The organism is Sphingobium sp. Leaf26, assembly GCF_001421665.1.
GTDB lineage: Bacteria > Pseudomonadota > Alphaproteobacteria > Sphingomonadales > Sphingomonadaceae > Sphingobium.
The window spans coordinates 60,149-75,114 of sequence record NZ_LMKV01000028.1; the positions used below are offsets into that span (position 1 = coordinate 60,149).

Below are 14,966 nucleotides of genomic sequence, written 5' to 3' on the forward strand. Positions count from 1 at the left end.
GCTCTAATGGCCGTGGGCATTAGATGGAAGCGGCAATGACCATCATCCTTGGCCTGGAATCAAGCTGCGACGAAACTGCGGCAGCGCTGGTGACGGCCGATGGCCGGATATTGGCGCATCGCCTTGCCACGCAGGAGGAGGCGCATCGCCCCTATGGCGGCGTCGTCCCCGAAATCGCCGCCCGCGCTCATGTCGAGGCGCTTGCGCCGTTGATCGAGGCGGCGCTGGCCGATGCGGACATGACGCTGGCGGATGTGGATGTGATCGCCGCCACCGCTGGCCCCGGCCTGATCGGCGGTGTCATGGTCGGCCTCGTCACCGGCAAGGCGCTCGCTCATGCGGCGGGCAAGCCGCTGGTCGCGGTCAACCATCTCGAAGGGCATGCGCTCTCGCCCCGCCTCGCCGATCCGACACTGCAATTTCCCTATCTGCTGCTGCTTGTTTCGGGCGGCCATTGTCAGTTGCTCCATGTGAAGGGGCCGGGCGACTATGCGCGCCTGGCCACCACGATCGACGATGCGGCGGGCGAAGCCTTCGATAAGACCGCCAAGCTGCTCGGCCTCGGCTATCCCGGTGGTCCGCAGGTGGAAAAGGTAGCGGCACAAGGCAATCCGAAAGCGGTGCCGCTGCCGCGCCCGCTGGTCGGCACGGCCGAACCGCATTTTTCCTTCGCGGGCCTCAAAAGCGCGGTCATGCGCGCCGTCCAGTCCGGCCAATATGGCACCGAAGATATCGCCGCCTCCTTCCAGCAGGCGGTGATCGACTGCCTGATCGACCGCACCCGGCGCGCATTGGCAGCAAGCGAGGGCATCACCGCCCTGGTCGTTGCGGGTGGCGTTGCGGCCAACCAGCCGATCCGCGCCGCGCTCGAATCGCTGGCTGCTGCGCATGACCTGCCTTTCGTCGCGCCGCCGCTGTGGCTCTGCACCGACAATGCGGCGATGATCGCATGGGCCGGGGCAGAGCGCTATGCAGTGGGCCTGGTCGATGATCTGACCGTTCCCGCCCGGCCGCGCTGGCCGCTCGACCCGGCGGCGGAAAAGGCGCGTGGAGCCGGAGTCAAAGCATGAAGGGCGTGAAGGCATGAAGGCGGGAGTCATCGGTGCGGGTGCCTGGGGCACGGCACTGGCGCAATTGCTGGCCAGCGACGGCCAGCCGGTCGCCCTTTGGGCGCTGGAGCCGGATGTGGTGGATGCGATCAATCGCACCCAGGAAAATCCGCTCTATCTCGCCAATATCCCACTCTCGCCCTCGATTGCGGCGACGACCAGCATGGCCGACCTTTCGGATTGCGCGCTGCTGCTGGTGGTCAGCCCGGCCCAGCATCTGCGCAGCGTCGTGGCTCAGGCGCCGGCTGGCGTCCCGCTCCTCCTCTGTTCGAAGGGTATAGAGGCCGGCACCAGCCTGCTCATGTCGGAGGTCGCGCAACAGGCGCAGCCGACCTCGCCCATCGCCGTCCTGTCCGGCCCGACCTTTGCCCATGAAGTGGCGAAGGGGTTGCCGACCGCCATCACCCTGGCCTGTGAAAACCGGGAACTGGGCCAGCGCCTCGCTGCCCGGATCGCCCGGCCGGCCTTCCGCCCCTATCTGTCGGACGATGTGATCGGCGCCGAAATCGGTGGCGCGGTCAAGAATGTGCTCGCCATCGCCTGCGGCGTCGCGGAAGGCGCTGGTCTCGGCCTTAACGCCCGCGCCGCGCTGATCAGCCGAGGCTTTGCCGAAATGACCCGCTTTGGCCTGGCGCGCGGCGCGCGGGCGGAAACGCTGGGCGGGCTGTCGGGCCTTGGCGATCTCGTCCTCACCTGCTCTTCCACCAATTCGCGCAATTTCTCGCTGGGCAAGGGGCTGGGCGAAGGGGGCAGCGCCGCCGACCTCCTGTCCAACCGCCGCACCGTCGCCGAAGGGGCCTTCACCGCCCCCGTCCTGCGTGATGCCGCCCGCGCCGCCGGCGTGGAAATGCCGGTGGTGGAGGCGGTCTGCGCCCTGCTGACGCAGGCTGCACCGCTGGCGCAGGTCATCGACGCGCTGCTTGCCCGGCCATTGCGCCCGGAATAACCCGTCGCACTGCCGCCGCATTGCGCCTACAACGAACAGATACAGCAACAGAGAATGAGACAAGGGGTTCATAGTTCGTTGGCGACAGAGGCGTCTCCATCCAAGGATCAGGATGATATCGCCGCTCTGGCCAAGGGCGGGCGGACCAATATCTTCGGTTTCCTGCTGCGGCTGGCCGCGCGCCTGCCATTCCTGTTCATCGCCGGCCGCTGGTATGGTGCGGAGGCGCTGGGCCGCTTCGCCTATGCCGTGCTGGTGGTCGAATTCGTTGCCCAGATCGCGACGCTGGGCCTGAAGCGCGGCCTGGCCGGCGCACTGACGCAGACCGAGCGGCCGCATAATCATGTCGTGACCGACGCGATGGTCGTGACCCTGCTCGCGGCCTTGCTTGGCTCTGCGATCCTGATCGCCTTCCCGCAAGCGATGTTCCCCAACAGCAACATCAACGGGCTGGACCGGCTGCTCGCGCTGGTGGTGATCGGCGTGGCGGGATCGGACGTGGCGTTGGCCGCCTGCGCCTATCGCTTCGATGTCGGGGCGACCGTCCGGGCGCGGTCGATCATCGAACCCTGGGCGATCAGCATCGGCGCCTTCGCCTTCGCCTTCTATTCCAAGCGTGACGGCTTGATCCTTTCCTATGCCGTGTCGATGATTGCCGCCTTCGTCGCGTCGATCATCCCCATGATCCGCCATTATGGCTTGCCCACCGGCTGGCGTCCCGATCCGGGCAGGCTCTGGCGTCTTGCCCGCCGCAACCTGCCGCTCGCGGCGGCGGATGGCGTCGAATGGGGGTCGCGCCGGCTCGACATGGCGATATTGGGCCTGTTCGTCAGCCCGGCGGTGATCGGCATATATTATGTCGCGCAGCAGGTGGCGTCGCTGCCGCAGAAGCTCAAGACGAGTTTCGATCCGATCCTCGGCCCGGTCATCACCCGCAACCTTGCCGAAAACAACCTGACCGCCATCGCCAAGCAGGTCAGCCAGGTCGGTTTCTGGATCATCGCTGCACAGGCCGGCATCGCGCTGGCGCTCGGTATCCCCGGTGAGGCGGTCATGGGCTTGGTTGGCCCGCATTTCGTCGGCGGCACCGGCGCGCTCGCTTTCCTGTTGCTGGCCGAAGTGGTCGCGGCGACGGCGGTCGTCAGCGAATCGGCGCTGGTCTATATCGCCCGCCACCGCAACCTGATGATTTCGCTGGTCATGATCGGCTTGCAGGCCGCTTTCAGCTTCGCGCTCATCCTGCTCGGCCGCGACCTCAATCTGGACGATATGTGGATCGCCGCCGCGCCCGCGCTGGCGCTCTGCCTGGCGCTGGGGGTGGGGGCCTTCGTCAAGGCACGGCTGCTGTCCCGCCTGCTCGACGCGCCGGTCAATGCCTGGCGCTGGCCGCTGTTGAGCGCGGCGGGCGTCGGCTGCATCGTCGGCGCCGGCTTCATCGCCCTGCCGCCCCGCTTCGAATGGGTCGAACTGGCGGTCGGCGTCTGGGCGATATTGGGCGCTTATGGCCTCGTCATCTGGCGCTGGGGCTTCGGCTCCGACGACCGGGCCTTGTTCCGCAAGCAGAAGCCGGTCTGACATAGGGCTTCATCGCCGATTCGGCGGCCTGTAGGACAGCGAAATAGGAAAAGGCCCGCCTCTCGCCGGAGAGACGGGCCTTTTCGGTCGGATCAGGCGAACAGCTTGTCGCGGATCACGCCCAGATCTTCTTCCGGCCGCGCGCCCCAGTGGGCAATGACTTCGGCGGCGGCTGCCGCGCCCAGCGCCAGCGCATCCTCGACGCTGCGCCCGTCGATATGGGCGGCCAGGAAGCCGGCGGCGAACAGGTCGCCGGCACCGGTCGTGTCGATGATCTGCGCGACCGGGGAGGCCGGCGCTTCATGGCGTACGCCGTCCACGATGGCGACCGCGCCCTTTTCGCCGCGCGTCGACACCAGCACCGGCACCTTGTCGGCGAAACGGGCCAGCGCGGCATCGAAATCATCGACCTGCGCCAGCGACTGAATCTCGCCCTCGTTCGAGAAGAGGATGTCGATCATCCCCTGTTCGATCAGGTCGATGAAGTCGGCGCGATGGCGGTCGATCACGAAATTGTCGGACAGGGTGAAGGCGACCTTGCGGCCGGCTTCACGGGCAGCCTCGATCGCGGCCCGCATCGCGGCGCGTGGCTGCGCCGGGTCCCACAGATAGCCTTCCAGATAGAGAATCTTGGCCGAGCGGATCAGGTCGAAATCCACCGCCGCTTCGGGCAGGAATTGCGATGCGCCAAGGAACGTGTTCATGGTCCGCTGCGCATCCGGCGTGACCAGGATCAAACAGCGCGCGGTCGGCATGTCGCCCTGCACCGCCGGCGTGTCGAACCGGATGCCCAGCGCATGGACGTCATGCGCGAAGACGGCGCCGAGCTGGTCGTCATTGACCTGACCGATGAAGCCGCACTTCTTGCCCAGCGCCGCCAGCCCCGCCAGCGTGTTGGCGGCCGATCCGCCGCTGATTTCCTTGGCCTGTGGCATGTCGGCATAGAGCGTCTCCGCCATGGCGGCGTCGATCAGCTGCATGCCGCCCTTGGTCAGCGCATGCTGCGCCAGAAAGGCGTCGTCGCTGCGGGCGATCACGTCGACGATGGCGTTGCCGATCGCGACGACATCCAAAGTGGGGGCAGAAGCGGTCACGCACTATCCTTAGTCTGATGGGAGAAATAAAATTTCACGGCCTTTACCGGTCCGGCCGGTGGCATGCAACGCTCCGCATGCGACGGTGCCGATTGACCTTGCGGCCGGGCGGTAGGATAGCTGGGTGATGGTCCTGACCGCTGTCCTGCGCGCCTTTCCCTCCATCTTTCACGGTGCGGCGCTGCGCCTGCTGGTGAAGACGATCATCCTGACGCTGCTGCTCTTCGCCGGGCTGGCGAGCGCTTTCTGGTTCGGCTTCCATGCGCTGCGGCTGCATTTCGGCTGGGGCGGCGATGGCAGCTGGGGCAATTGGGGCGAAGCGACGGCGACGGCCCTGCTGATGGTCGCGTCCGGCTGGCTGCTGTTCCGCGCCACTGCGATGGCGGTGATGGGCCTGTTCGCCGACGATATTATCGAGGCGGTCGAGCGGGACGATTATCCCCATGTCACCGCCCGGCCCGTCGGCTGGGCGCGCAGCCTGCGCTTCGCCTGTCGATCGGTCGCCCGGACGATCGGCTGGAATCTGCTCGCGCTCCCTGCTTATGTGCTGCTGCTGGTGACGGGGGTGGGCACGATCGGGCTGTTCCTGGCGCTCAACGCCTATCTGCTCGGCCGCGACATGGCCGACATGGTGGAACCGCGTCATCCGATCCTCCCGCCGCTGTCGCGCAGCAGCCGGTGGCTCATGGGCCTCGTTTCGGCGCTTCTGTTCCTGGTGCCGCTGGTCAACCTGCTTGCGCCGATCTTCAGCGCGGCTATGGCGGTCCACATGCTGCTGGGACGAAAGAAGACATCATGAAGACCCTCCGTTCGGGCCTGACGTCCCTGCTGGCCCTGCCGCTGGCCGCCTGCGGCGCCGGCAGCGTCGTGCCGCCGGGCCGACCGATCGCACCGCCGCCCGGACCGCCGGCCAGCGCCTTCATGAAACAGGGACCATTGATGGGCAGCGACGCCCGGCGGCTGACCCAGATGTTCGGCCAGCCCCGGCTCGACATTCGCGAAACGACGGTGCGCAAGTTGCAGTTCGCCAATGGCCGCTGCATCCTCGACGCCTATCTCTACGCGCCCGCGCGCGGCAAGGAACCGGTCGTCACCCATGTCGATGCGCGCAGCCCGACCGGCACCGACGTCGATCCGGCCGCCTGCGCCACGGCTTTGCAGGCGAAATAGGTACCGACCGAAGTTCACACCGTTGTCGGGCTTTTTCGCCCCTAAGCGCTCGCAACGCGCTCGCGAGGCTTCCCCAAGGCTTCCGCCAGGCACCTCGCGCGGAATCAGGGGCATTGCCGTTGCGGGCGAGGAGGAATGGCCGGTCCATCGTTCAGGATAGATCAGAGGAAATCCTATTTTGAAAGGATTTTGCCGTGTATCTTCCGCGCTACCCCGCCAGCTTTCCGATCGCCCATGTCGCCGCTTCCGCCACGACCGGGTCTTCATCCCCCACCAGCGCTTCCAGCCGCCCCAGCAATCGTGCGTCGCCGCTATTGCCCGCAGCGATCGCGGCGTTGCGCACCATCCGGTTGCGGCCGATGCGCTTGATCGGCGAACCGGAAAAAATCTCGCGGAAGGTCGCGTCGTCCAGGTCGAGCAGGTCGCCGATCGCCGGTGCGGCCAGCTCCGCCCGTCCGACAAACGCCTTGTTTGCGGCAGCATGGTCGGCGAACTTGTTCCAGGGGCAGACCGACAGGCAATCGTCGCAGCCATAGACGCGGTTGCCGATGCCTGCGCGTAAATCCTCCGGGATCGGCCCCTTATGTTCGATGGTAAGGTAGGAGATGCAGCGGCGCGCATCGACCACATAGGGTGACGGAAAGGCGTCGGTCGGGCAGGCGTTCAGGCAGGCGCTGCAACTGCCGCAATGGTCGCGTTCGCCGCTGTCGGGTTCCAGCGGGATTTCGGTGTAGATGGCGCCCAGGAACAGCCAGCTGCCATGGTCGCGGCTGACGAGGTTGCTGTGCTTGCCCTGCCAGCCCAGACCCGCGCCCTGCGCCAGCGGCTTTTCCATCACCGGCGCTGTATCCACGAACACCTTCAGGCTACCCGCCTGCTGCTCCACCAGCCAGCGGGCGAGCGCCTTCAGTGCCTTCTTGACGATATCATGATAATCCTTGCCCTGCGCATAGACCGAAAAACGCGCCCGGTCGGGCACGTCCGCCAGCGCCAGCGGGTCGCGCCCCGGCGCATAGCTCATGCCCAGCATGATGACGCTGCGCACGTCGGGCCACAGGCCCCTGGGCGACCCGCGCTGCTCGGCGCGATCCTCCATCCACAGCATGTCGCCATGATGGCCCGCGTCCAGCCATTGGCGCAGTCTTTCCCCCGTTTTCGGCGCGACGTCGGCGGGCGCGATGCGGCAGGCGGCGAAGCCCAGCCGCAGCGCTTCGGCTTTCAGTCGCTGTTCCAAGGTTTTAATAGGCACAGGCATGGGTCCAGACTATCAGGGCAGGATGATCGGCGACATAACGGCCTCATCCCCCGCCTCCATCCCGGCCTATGCCGTCGAGGGGCACGGGCTTGTCAAGACATTCGGCAGTTTCCGCGCGGTGGACGGCATCGACATCGCGGTGCCGGCGGGCAGCATCTATGGCGTGCTCGGCCCCAATGGCGCGGGCAAGACGACGTTGCTGCGCACCCTGCTCGGCATCATCGACCCGGATGAGGGGCATCGCACCCTGCTGGGCGAGGATCAGCCGCTGCGCATGGCGCCGCAGGTCGGCTATCTGCCGGAGGAACGCGGCCTTTATCCCTCGATGAAGGCCTATGAGGCGATCGCCTTCATGGGCGCGCTGCGCGGCCTGCCGCTGGCGGAAGGGCGCAAGCGGGCGAAGGCGATGCTGGACGCGCACGGCATGGGCGCGGCGATCGACAAGCCGATCCGGCACTTGTCCAAGGGCATGGCGCAGACAGTGCAATTGTTCGGCACTATCGTCCATGGCCCCCGGCTGATCGTGCTGGACGAGCCTTTTTCCGGTCTCGACGCGATCAATCAGGAGAAACTGGAGGCGCTGATCCGCAGCCAGGCGCGCGACGGCGTCACCATCCTCTTTTCCACCCATGTCATCGCCCATGCCGAACGGCTGTGCGAACGGATCGCCATCGTCGCGGGCGGGCGCATCCGGTTCGAGGGGACGCCCGGCGACGCGCGCGACCGGCTGCGGTCGCAGGTGCGGCTGCGCACGAGGGCCAGCGACGGGGCGTGGCGCCATGCCCTGCCGGCCGATACGATGGCGCAGGAGGGGACATGGCATTTCGCCCTGCCCGACGAAGGAATCGAACCGTTGCTGCGCGCGCTGATCGACGGGCAGGCGGGGATAGAGAGCCTGTCGATCGAACGGCCGGGCCTGCACGACGCCTTCGTCGCGATCGCGGGTGAAGCGGCGGCGCGGCAGATGCAGGGTGACGTTACGCAGGAGGCGCAGCCATGATGCAGTTGTGGCGCGCCGCCTTCGTCATCGCCCGGCGGGATTTCACCGCCGTCGTCTTCTCCCGCACCTTCATCCTCTTCCTGCTGGGGCCATTGCTGCCGATCCTGATCGGCTTCGCCTTTGGCGGACTGGGCGACAAGATCAGCAGCACCGACCTGCGCCCGATCGTGGGGGTCGCCATGTCGGCGGCGGACACATCTGCGCTGAAACGCGCGCATGACCGGCTGGCGCAGCGGATGGGCGACCAGACGTTGCCGCGCCTGCGCGCCGTGCCGTCCGCCCCCGCGCCACGCATCCAGCTAGCCCGGCCGGATTCGGCGGTGGTGGCGATCCTGTCGGGCACGCTGCTGAAGCCGGTGCTGACCGGCAAGGCGGAGGATCTGGACAAATTACAGGGCGATATCAGCCTGCTGTCCACCGCCGCGCTGGCCGAACGGACGCTGACCTTCGTGACGGTGGACCGGCAGGAAGTGACGACCAGCCTGGGCGCGCAGGCGCAGGCGCGGCTGTTGATCGGCCGGGTGGCACAGGTGGTGATGTTCTTCCTCACCATCCTGCTGGCGGGCATGATCCTGTCCAATCTGGTCGAGGAAAAGACCAACAAGATCATCGAGATACTGGCCGCCGCCGTGCCGATCGACGCGATTTTCCTCGGCAAGCTGATGGCCATGCTGGCGATGAGTTTCGTCGGCATCGCCTTCTGGGGCGGCACGGCCTTCGCCGTCTTCCTGGCGCTGTATGGCGGGGGTGGGGTGCTGCCTGCGCCGGCTGTGGGCTGGCCGCTTTTCCTGATGCTGGCGGTGCTGTATTTCGCCATGGCCTATACGCTGCTCGGCTCGCTGTTCCTGGGGATCGGCGCGCAGGCGGCGACGGTGCGCGAAGTGCAGACGCTCAACATGCCGATCACCATGGCGCAGATGCTGATCTTCTTCTTCGCCAGCTATGCGGTCGACCATATGGGATCGCCGGCGGAGATCGCGGCCTGCATCTTCCCGTTCAGTTCGCCCTTCGCGATGATCGCGCGCGCGGCGCAGGACGGCGCGGTCTGGCCCCATCTGCTCGCGCTCGTCTGGCAGGCCAGTTTCGTGGCGCTCATCATCCGGGTCGGCGTGCTGTTGTTCCGCCGCCATGTGATGCAATCGGGCGGCAGTTGGTGGAAGCGGCTGTTCAGGCCCGCGACAGGCTGAACCGGATAGATTGCGCGCATGAACAGACGGCATTTTCTGGGTGGCGTCACGACCGGCGCGGTGGCTCTGGCCTTTTGGCAATGGGCGCCCGCACCGGCGCAGGCGGCCTATCCTTTTGCGCTGAGCGATGCGGCATGGAAGAAGCGGCTGACCCCATGGGCCTATAAGGTTCTGCGCCAGCAAGCCACGGAATATCCCGGCAGCAGCCCGCTCAATGATGAACATCGCGCCGGTCTGTTCGCCTGCGCCGGCTGCGATCAGAAATTGTTCAGTTCAAAGACCAAGTTCGACAGCGGCACCGGCTGGCCCAGCTTCTGGGCGGCCCTACCCGGCGGGGTCGGCACCCGCCGTGACCTTGGCCTGGGCGAAATCCGGACGGAGGTGCACTGCGCCCGTTGTGGCGGGCATCTGGGCCATGTCTTCGATGACGGGCCGCGCCCGACCGGCAAGCGCTATTGCATGAACGGCGTGGCGCTGCGCTTCATTCCGGCCTGATCCGCCAGACGCGCAACGGCGCCTTGACGGGGACGGGTTCCAGCCAGCCGGGCGCCTTGCCCCGCGCCAGTTGCGCCGCCAGCCCCTGGCCATTTTCCTGCCCGTACAGGCGATATTCGGTCAGGCCGTCGCAGGTCACGACATAGCGGGCGCTGGTCTGGCCAATGACGATGCGGGCCTGATCGGGCGTATCGACAAAGCCTTCGATCACGGCGGTGATGCCGGCGGCGTTGCGATGATGGGCGGTGCCGATGACGCTGTGGCGCGTCTGGACCAGAATGTCGGGGCCAAGGTCGAGCGGTGCGAACAAGGTGCTGGCCGGCAGCGCCTTGAGCGGCGCCAGCACGGACGCGGCGCGGCAATTGGCGCTGGCCGCCTTGGCCGGTTCGGGCTTGGCGGCGATGGCCACCCATGCGGCGCACAGGCCGACGGGCGTCAACAGCACCAGCGCGACCGACCCCAGCACCCGCACCAGCGCCAAATGCGACGCCTGCGCCTCCCGGAACAGGCGCAGCAACAGCCAGGCGATACCGGGCAGGGCGAAGACATGCGCCACCGACAAGGCCCGCATCACCAGCAGCGACACCGCCGTCGCGCCGGCCAGCAGCAGCAGGATCGTCAGCCAGCGCATCCGCGCCTCGCCATGGGCCTGCCGCGCCGCCATCAGGCTGGCGCCAAGGCCCAGCAGCGGCGGAAGCAGGATGACGCCCTGCATCGACAGACCCTGTTCCCAGATCGGCCGGCCTTCCATGACTTGCAGATACCACAGCCGATAGGCGACCGGGCCGAGCGCGGCGAAGGGATCGCCCGACAGGCACGGCCCGCCGGTGACGAGGAAGGTCGAGATCGCCGCTCCGCCGCCGATCGCAGCGATCAGCAAGCGGGACCGAGCGGTCGTGGTACCGACCAACTGCACCGCGAGCGCGACCGTCAGGGCGAGCGCGACCAGCGGCCAGAGATAGACGAAGGACAAGGCATCGCACTGGCGCGCCAGCAGCGCCTGCGGTCCGCGGAACAAGGCGAGCAGCAGCAACGCGCCACCGCCCAGTGTCAGCGCAAAGCCGATGAAGCGCGGCGCCTGATCCCGTGCTTGCCAGTGGCGCAGGGCGAAGGCGGCGGCGAACAGCGCGGCATAGGGCAGCGCCTCACTCGAAATCTGGAGCCAGAGGGCGAGGGCAAGGCCCGTAACGATCCCGCCGCGTAGGGGCCGCATGTCGATCGCGCCGCACAGCGCCAGCGGCGCCAGCATGATCTGCCAGCCATGATGGTCGATCCGCAGCGGCGTGAACTGCACCAATATGCTGGGCGCGGTCAGCAACAGTGCGACGGCCAGCAGGGCGATGCCGCCGCCAGCCACGCGACGCGCGGCAACGAACAAAGCGGCGGTCAGCCCGCCCAGCAGCAACAGCGGCACAGTGGCGCAGGCGACCATCTCCGCGCCCGTCGCACCGATCATCGGGGTGAGCAGCAGGATCAGCGCCGCTACGGCCATATCGACGATCCGCGACCAGTGCATCGGGCCGCCGACCGGCGGGTTCACCCGATGCTGGCTGACGTCCCAAAAGGCTTGCCCGCCGATCCAGTCGCGCACCTGCGCCAGCCGCATCGCATCGTCGGGATCGCGAAAGCCGAGCGTGGGGAGGTCGCCCCGGAACAGCCACAGCATCGCCATGCTGCACGCCAGCCACAGCAGCAGCGCCCATAAGGCGGCGCGCGGTGCGTCAGGCCTTGCCGAATAGGCCATATTTGCGGATCGCATAGACGGACAGGAAACTGACCGGCACCGACAAGAGCTTGGCGATGGCGGGCGCGATGCCGACGGCGCTGAGCGCGCCGACCAGCGCCATGGTGATGCCCATGCCGATCGCGGCGCTGACGACGAATCCGATGCGCTGCACATGGGTCGGTCCGCCCTCCAGATCGAACACGAAGTGGACGGACATGACCCAATGGACGATCAGCCCGACCAGATAGCCGCCCAGCGCGGCGAACATCGGCGCAGCGCCGCCATGGTCCAGCATCAGGAAGGTGGCGAAGTCGCATGCCAGCGCAACGATGCTCGCCAGCAGATAGCGGGCGAACATCAGCCGGGCCAGCAGCGCGCCGATCCGCGCCGCCATGGGCGTCAGGCGGCCTTCAACCGTGACGGCACGGCGCGGACGCTGGACAGGGCAGCCTGCGTGTCGGCGTCTTGTCCTTCATCGCCGGCCTCATGATATTCAGCGTCCTCGTTGACGCTCCACACGTCATGGATGCGCGCGCCCGCGACGATGTTGCGCACGGTCAGCATGGCCGTCATCATCGCATGGTCCTGATTATTGTAACGGTGCATGCCGTTGCGCCCTACCATGTGCAGCGTCGGGTAACGCGCTTCCAGTTCGCTACGCATCGCCAGAACATTGGCGGCATAATCGTCGTCATAGACCGGATAGGCCTTTTCCTGCCGCACCACCGCGCCGCCCACGACATCGTGCGGGTTGCACAGGCCCAGTTGCGCCATTTCGCGGGTCGCGAGCGCGATCAGATCGGCGTCGTCAGCGGACCATAGGCCATCGCCCTCGAAGCAGAAATATTCCAGGCCCACGCAAGCGAGCGAAGGATCGGGCACCATTTCGGGCGACCAGCTGCGGAAATTCTGGATGCGGCCGACCTGCACCTTGCTGTCATGGATATAGATCCAGTTGTCGGGGAAGATATCCTCCCCCTTCACCATCAGCGCCACGGTCAGGAAGTCGCGATATTTGAGGTCCATCGCCTGCGGCAGCGTGTCGGGCAGCGGGTGGATGCGGCCCGCCAGTTCGCGCATTGGCGCGGAGGAGATGACATGGGCGGCGTCGATGACGACATCCCCGTCCGGCCCGTCGGCGATCAGCCGCCAGCGGCCCGACGCCTGATCCTCCTCCAGCCGCTTGAAGCTGTGCGCCATCAACACCCGATTGCCGCCCTCGACCACCTTGTCGCGCGCGGCTTCCCACATCATGCCGGGGCCAAGGCGGGGATAGCGGAAGCTTTCCAGCAGCGTCTTGGTCGCCATTCCGTCATTGGGCCGCTTGTTGAGGCCGAGCGAACGTTTCAGCCCGTCGACCACCGCGCCCCAGAGCGAGAGGCCCTTGATCCGCTGCGCCGCCCAGTCGGCCGACATTTCGTCGCAGGGCATGCCCCAGACCTTCTCGGTATAGGTCTTGAAGAAGATCGAGAAAAGCTTGTGGCCGAAGGCGTTGACGGTCCAGTCCTGAAAGGAGCGCACGTTGCGGTTGGGCAGCAGCTTGGCTTTGGCGAAACTCGCCATGCACAGGGTCGAGCGCCAGATGCCGAGGTTCCACAGCGCCTCGAACGCGCGCAATGGATAGCTGTAGAATTTGCCCTCATAATAGATGCGGCTCATCCGCGGACGCTGGATGAAGTCGTCGGGCAATATCTCGTTCCACAGGTCCACGACCTGCTGCGATTTGGAGAAGAATCGGTGTCCGCCGATGTCGAATCGGAATCCGTCCAGTTCCACCGTCCGGCTGATGCCACCGACATAGACCGGGTCTTTTTCGATCACCGTTACGTTAAGTCCCTGCTTTGTCAGCAGATAGGCGGCAGTCAGGCCCGCCGGGCCGGCGCCGATGATGGCAACGTCGACGCTGTGATCGGTACGCGGCATGGCAGGCTGTTTCCCCGAGAGATATGTCGTGTCTCCGGAACTGAAGGAAATCCTCTAAGGAGTGGTTAACAGGTGGTAAGCATGATGCGCCGCCATAACGGCAAAGGGCCGTCCCACTGTTGTGGAACGGCCCCGCAGTTTCCCTTCGTGGGGGAAGGCTATGGCTGGTTCAGCTCTGACGCTGGGCCAGTCCGTTGAGATCGCTGCGCGCGCCGTCGATCGCGCTGCCATAGCAGGCACGATAATCGTCGGTGACCGGGATGACCGATCCGTTCACCCAGCCGCACACCTGCTTGGAGGCGCGGACAAGGCGGGAATCGGCGCGGCGCATGCCGCCGGTGCTGGTCAGGTTGAGGTCGGCCACCGACACGGCAATGCTGCGCGTTTCGGTGCCGGCATGACCGTCCACCACCACATCCATGTCGTTGCTGCCGGCGCTCGCCACGCCGGGCAGCGCAAGGGCCATCGTGGCGGCCAGCGCCACCAGCGTCTTCTTGGTCATCCTATTCTCCTGTCGAACATATTTTTATCGTTCGCCCCACGTCTGCCGTGGAAGTAGGGTCGCCCGTATAGATAGGCCTGCCCGGCAGGGTTGAAAAGAGGCCACTTGATAGAAAATGGCGGTTTTCCGCGATTTTTGCAGGTGCGAAGGGTATTGGTGGTTGACGTTGGCCAGTGGTACGCGGGATGCAGGGCCATGCGCCTGACCCGTCTTTTGCCCGCCCTGCTGTTGCTGCCGTTGATGGGCGGCTGCTCCTATAGCGCCATGCCGGACTGGCTGGTGGAGATGCTGGGCGGGCCGAAGCGGTCGGGGCAATATGTCGATGGGCCGTTAAAGGACAGCTATGTCGTTGAAAGAGCCAAGCTAAAACTGCCGGCGCTAACGCAGGACGGGGCCATGCGATTGCAGGTCGCACCGTCCTTTGGCCTGTATGACTATGTGCTCGACTTCACCCCGCAGCCGGCGGGCTGTCTGATGATGTGGCGGAACCGCGACTTCAGCGACGAAGAGATCAAGCGGCGTTGTCAGATCATCGCCGTGCATGTTTGGCGCAGCGCGTCAGAAAATTCCGGTGCGCCAACGCCGGTCGAAGAGCGCACGTTCTCCGTGCCCGAAGAAGATTACCGCGATGTGATGCAGGCATTTTCAGAGCGATTGCGAGTCTCGAAAGGCCATTCGGGGGACACGATCGACGGGACATGGGTGGGGGTGGAGCAGGTTCGCCAGGGCAGCCTAGGTTCAACAGAGGATAATGCGGCGGAATCTCCCGGCACTTCGCCATCCTCCCAGTTGCTGCGCGATGCTCATCGCATGGTGCTGTCCTACGGGCCGCTCGGTTTCTTCCCGCGATCTTATGACTGGCACAGCTTTTCCACCCCCGACCATCCCTGTTTCGGCGGCCTTGCGGGTGTCGATCCCGACGGTATGGGCGTGAGGAACGACGCTTGCGCGGCCTCACTCAGAGCAAGGCCGCGCTGATACCTG

Annotated in this window: 15 protein-coding genes; 9 read left to right on the forward strand and 6 right to left on the reverse strand. The window is 66.2% G+C overall.

Annotated elements, in window-relative coordinates:
- The first annotated feature begins 35 nt into the window (after positions 1-35).
- The 3 genes from tsaD to ASE85_RS16015 are packed head-to-tail and all read left to right on the forward strand — an operon-like array spanning position 36 to position 3,630.
- Positions 36-1,070, forward strand: a complete 1,035-nt coding sequence (gene tsaD / locus ASE85_RS16005; protein WP_056691237.1) for a tRNA (adenosine(37)-N6)-threonylcarbamoyltransferase complex transferase subunit TsaD — start codon at positions 36-38, stop codon at positions 1,068-1,070.
- 13 nt (positions 1,071-1,083) lie between these two features.
- The gene (locus tag ASE85_RS16010) at positions 1,084-2,055 is read left to right on the forward strand and encodes an NAD(P)H-dependent glycerol-3-phosphate dehydrogenase (protein ID WP_056690526.1); all 972 of its coding nucleotides are present in this window, start codon (positions 1,084-1,086) and stop codon (positions 2,053-2,055) included.
- Between the two features lie 54 nt (positions 2,056-2,109).
- The gene (locus ASE85_RS16015; protein ID WP_056690529.1) at positions 2,110-3,630 is read left to right on the forward strand and encodes a lipopolysaccharide biosynthesis protein; all 1,521 of its coding nucleotides are present in this window, start codon (positions 2,110-2,112) and stop codon (positions 3,628-3,630) included.
- 92 nt (positions 3,631-3,722) lie between these two features.
- On the opposite strand, the gene ASE85_RS16020 is transcribed toward ASE85_RS16015, so the two are convergent.
- Positions 3,723-4,724, reverse strand: coding sequence for an adenosine kinase (locus ASE85_RS16020; RefSeq protein ID WP_056690532.1), 1,002 nt, complete (start codon positions 4,722-4,724; stop codon positions 3,723-3,725).
- A gap of 127 nt (positions 4,725-4,851) precedes the next feature.
- Here ASE85_RS16020 and ASE85_RS16025 point away from each other — a divergent pair, with 127 nt between their 5' ends.
- Together ASE85_RS16025 and ASE85_RS16030 are read left to right on the forward strand one after the other, a co-directional pair.
- Entirely contained in the window at positions 4,852-5,523 is a 672-nt protein-coding gene (locus ASE85_RS16025) for an EI24 domain-containing protein (RefSeq protein ID WP_056690535.1), read from the forward strand.
- Positions 5,520-5,894 carry a hypothetical protein gene (locus tag ASE85_RS16030; RefSeq protein ID WP_056690538.1) on the forward strand — a complete coding sequence of 125 codons (375 nt, stop codon included), beginning with the start codon at positions 5,520-5,522 and terminating at the stop codon, positions 5,892-5,894. The genes ASE85_RS16025 and ASE85_RS16030 overlap by 4 nt, the downstream gene beginning before the upstream one ends.
- 208 nt (positions 5,895-6,102) lie before the next feature.
- Here the strand turns inward: ASE85_RS16030 and queG are convergent, their stop codons facing one another.
- Positions 6,103-7,149, reverse strand: coding sequence for a tRNA epoxyqueuosine(34) reductase QueG (gene queG, locus ASE85_RS16035; protein WP_056690541.1), 1,047 nt, complete (start codon positions 7,147-7,149; stop codon positions 6,103-6,105).
- Positions 7,150-7,171: 22 nt separating this feature from the next.
- Here queG and ASE85_RS16040 point away from each other — a divergent pair, with 22 nt between their 5' ends.
- From ASE85_RS16040 to msrB, 3 genes are read left to right on the forward strand one after another with little or no spacing between them, the layout of a single operon-like run.
- Entirely contained in the window at positions 7,172-8,149 is a 978-nt protein-coding gene (locus ASE85_RS16040) for an ABC transporter ATP-binding protein (protein ID WP_056691239.1), read from the forward strand.
- A complete protein-coding gene (locus tag ASE85_RS16045; RefSeq protein ID WP_056690544.1) occupies positions 8,146-9,336 on the forward strand; it encodes an ABC transporter permease in 1,191 nt (396 codons plus the stop codon). Before ASE85_RS16040 ends, ASE85_RS16045 begins: the two co-directional genes overlap by 4 nt.
- A gap of 18 nt (positions 9,337-9,354) precedes the next feature.
- Positions 9,355-9,831, forward strand: a complete 477-nt coding sequence (msrB, locus tag ASE85_RS16050) for a peptide-methionine (R)-S-oxide reductase MsrB (protein WP_056690547.1) — start codon at positions 9,355-9,357, stop codon at positions 9,829-9,831.
- On the opposite strand, the gene ASE85_RS16055 is transcribed toward msrB, so the two are convergent.
- From ASE85_RS16055 to ASE85_RS16070, 4 genes are all read right to left on the reverse strand, one after another.
- Entirely contained in the window at positions 9,818-11,575 is a 1,758-nt protein-coding gene (locus ASE85_RS16055) for a hypothetical protein (protein ID WP_056690552.1), read from the reverse strand. The genes msrB and ASE85_RS16055 overlap by 14 nt on opposite strands.
- Complete coding sequence (locus ASE85_RS16060) at positions 11,553-11,951, reverse strand: GtrA family protein (protein WP_056690555.1); 399 nt, start codon at positions 11,949-11,951, stop codon at positions 11,553-11,555. Before ASE85_RS16060 ends, ASE85_RS16055 begins: the two co-directional genes overlap by 23 nt.
- Before the next feature lie 5 nt (positions 11,952-11,956).
- Positions 11,957-13,480 (reverse strand): NAD(P)/FAD-dependent oxidoreductase, encoded by a 1,524-nt coding sequence (locus ASE85_RS16065; protein ID WP_056690558.1) that lies wholly within the window; start codon positions 13,478-13,480, stop codon positions 11,957-11,959.
- 169 nt (positions 13,481-13,649) lie between these two features.
- Entirely contained in the window at positions 13,650-13,982 is a 333-nt protein-coding gene (locus ASE85_RS16070) for a UrcA family protein (protein ID WP_056690561.1), read from the reverse strand.
- 105 nt (positions 13,983-14,087) lie between these two features.
- Between ASE85_RS16070 and ASE85_RS16075 the strand changes: the two genes are divergently transcribed.
- Complete coding sequence (locus tag ASE85_RS16075; RefSeq protein WP_156358385.1) at positions 14,088-14,960, forward strand: hypothetical protein; 873 nt, start codon at positions 14,088-14,090, stop codon at positions 14,958-14,960.
- Positions 14,961-14,966 lie beyond the last annotated feature (6 nt).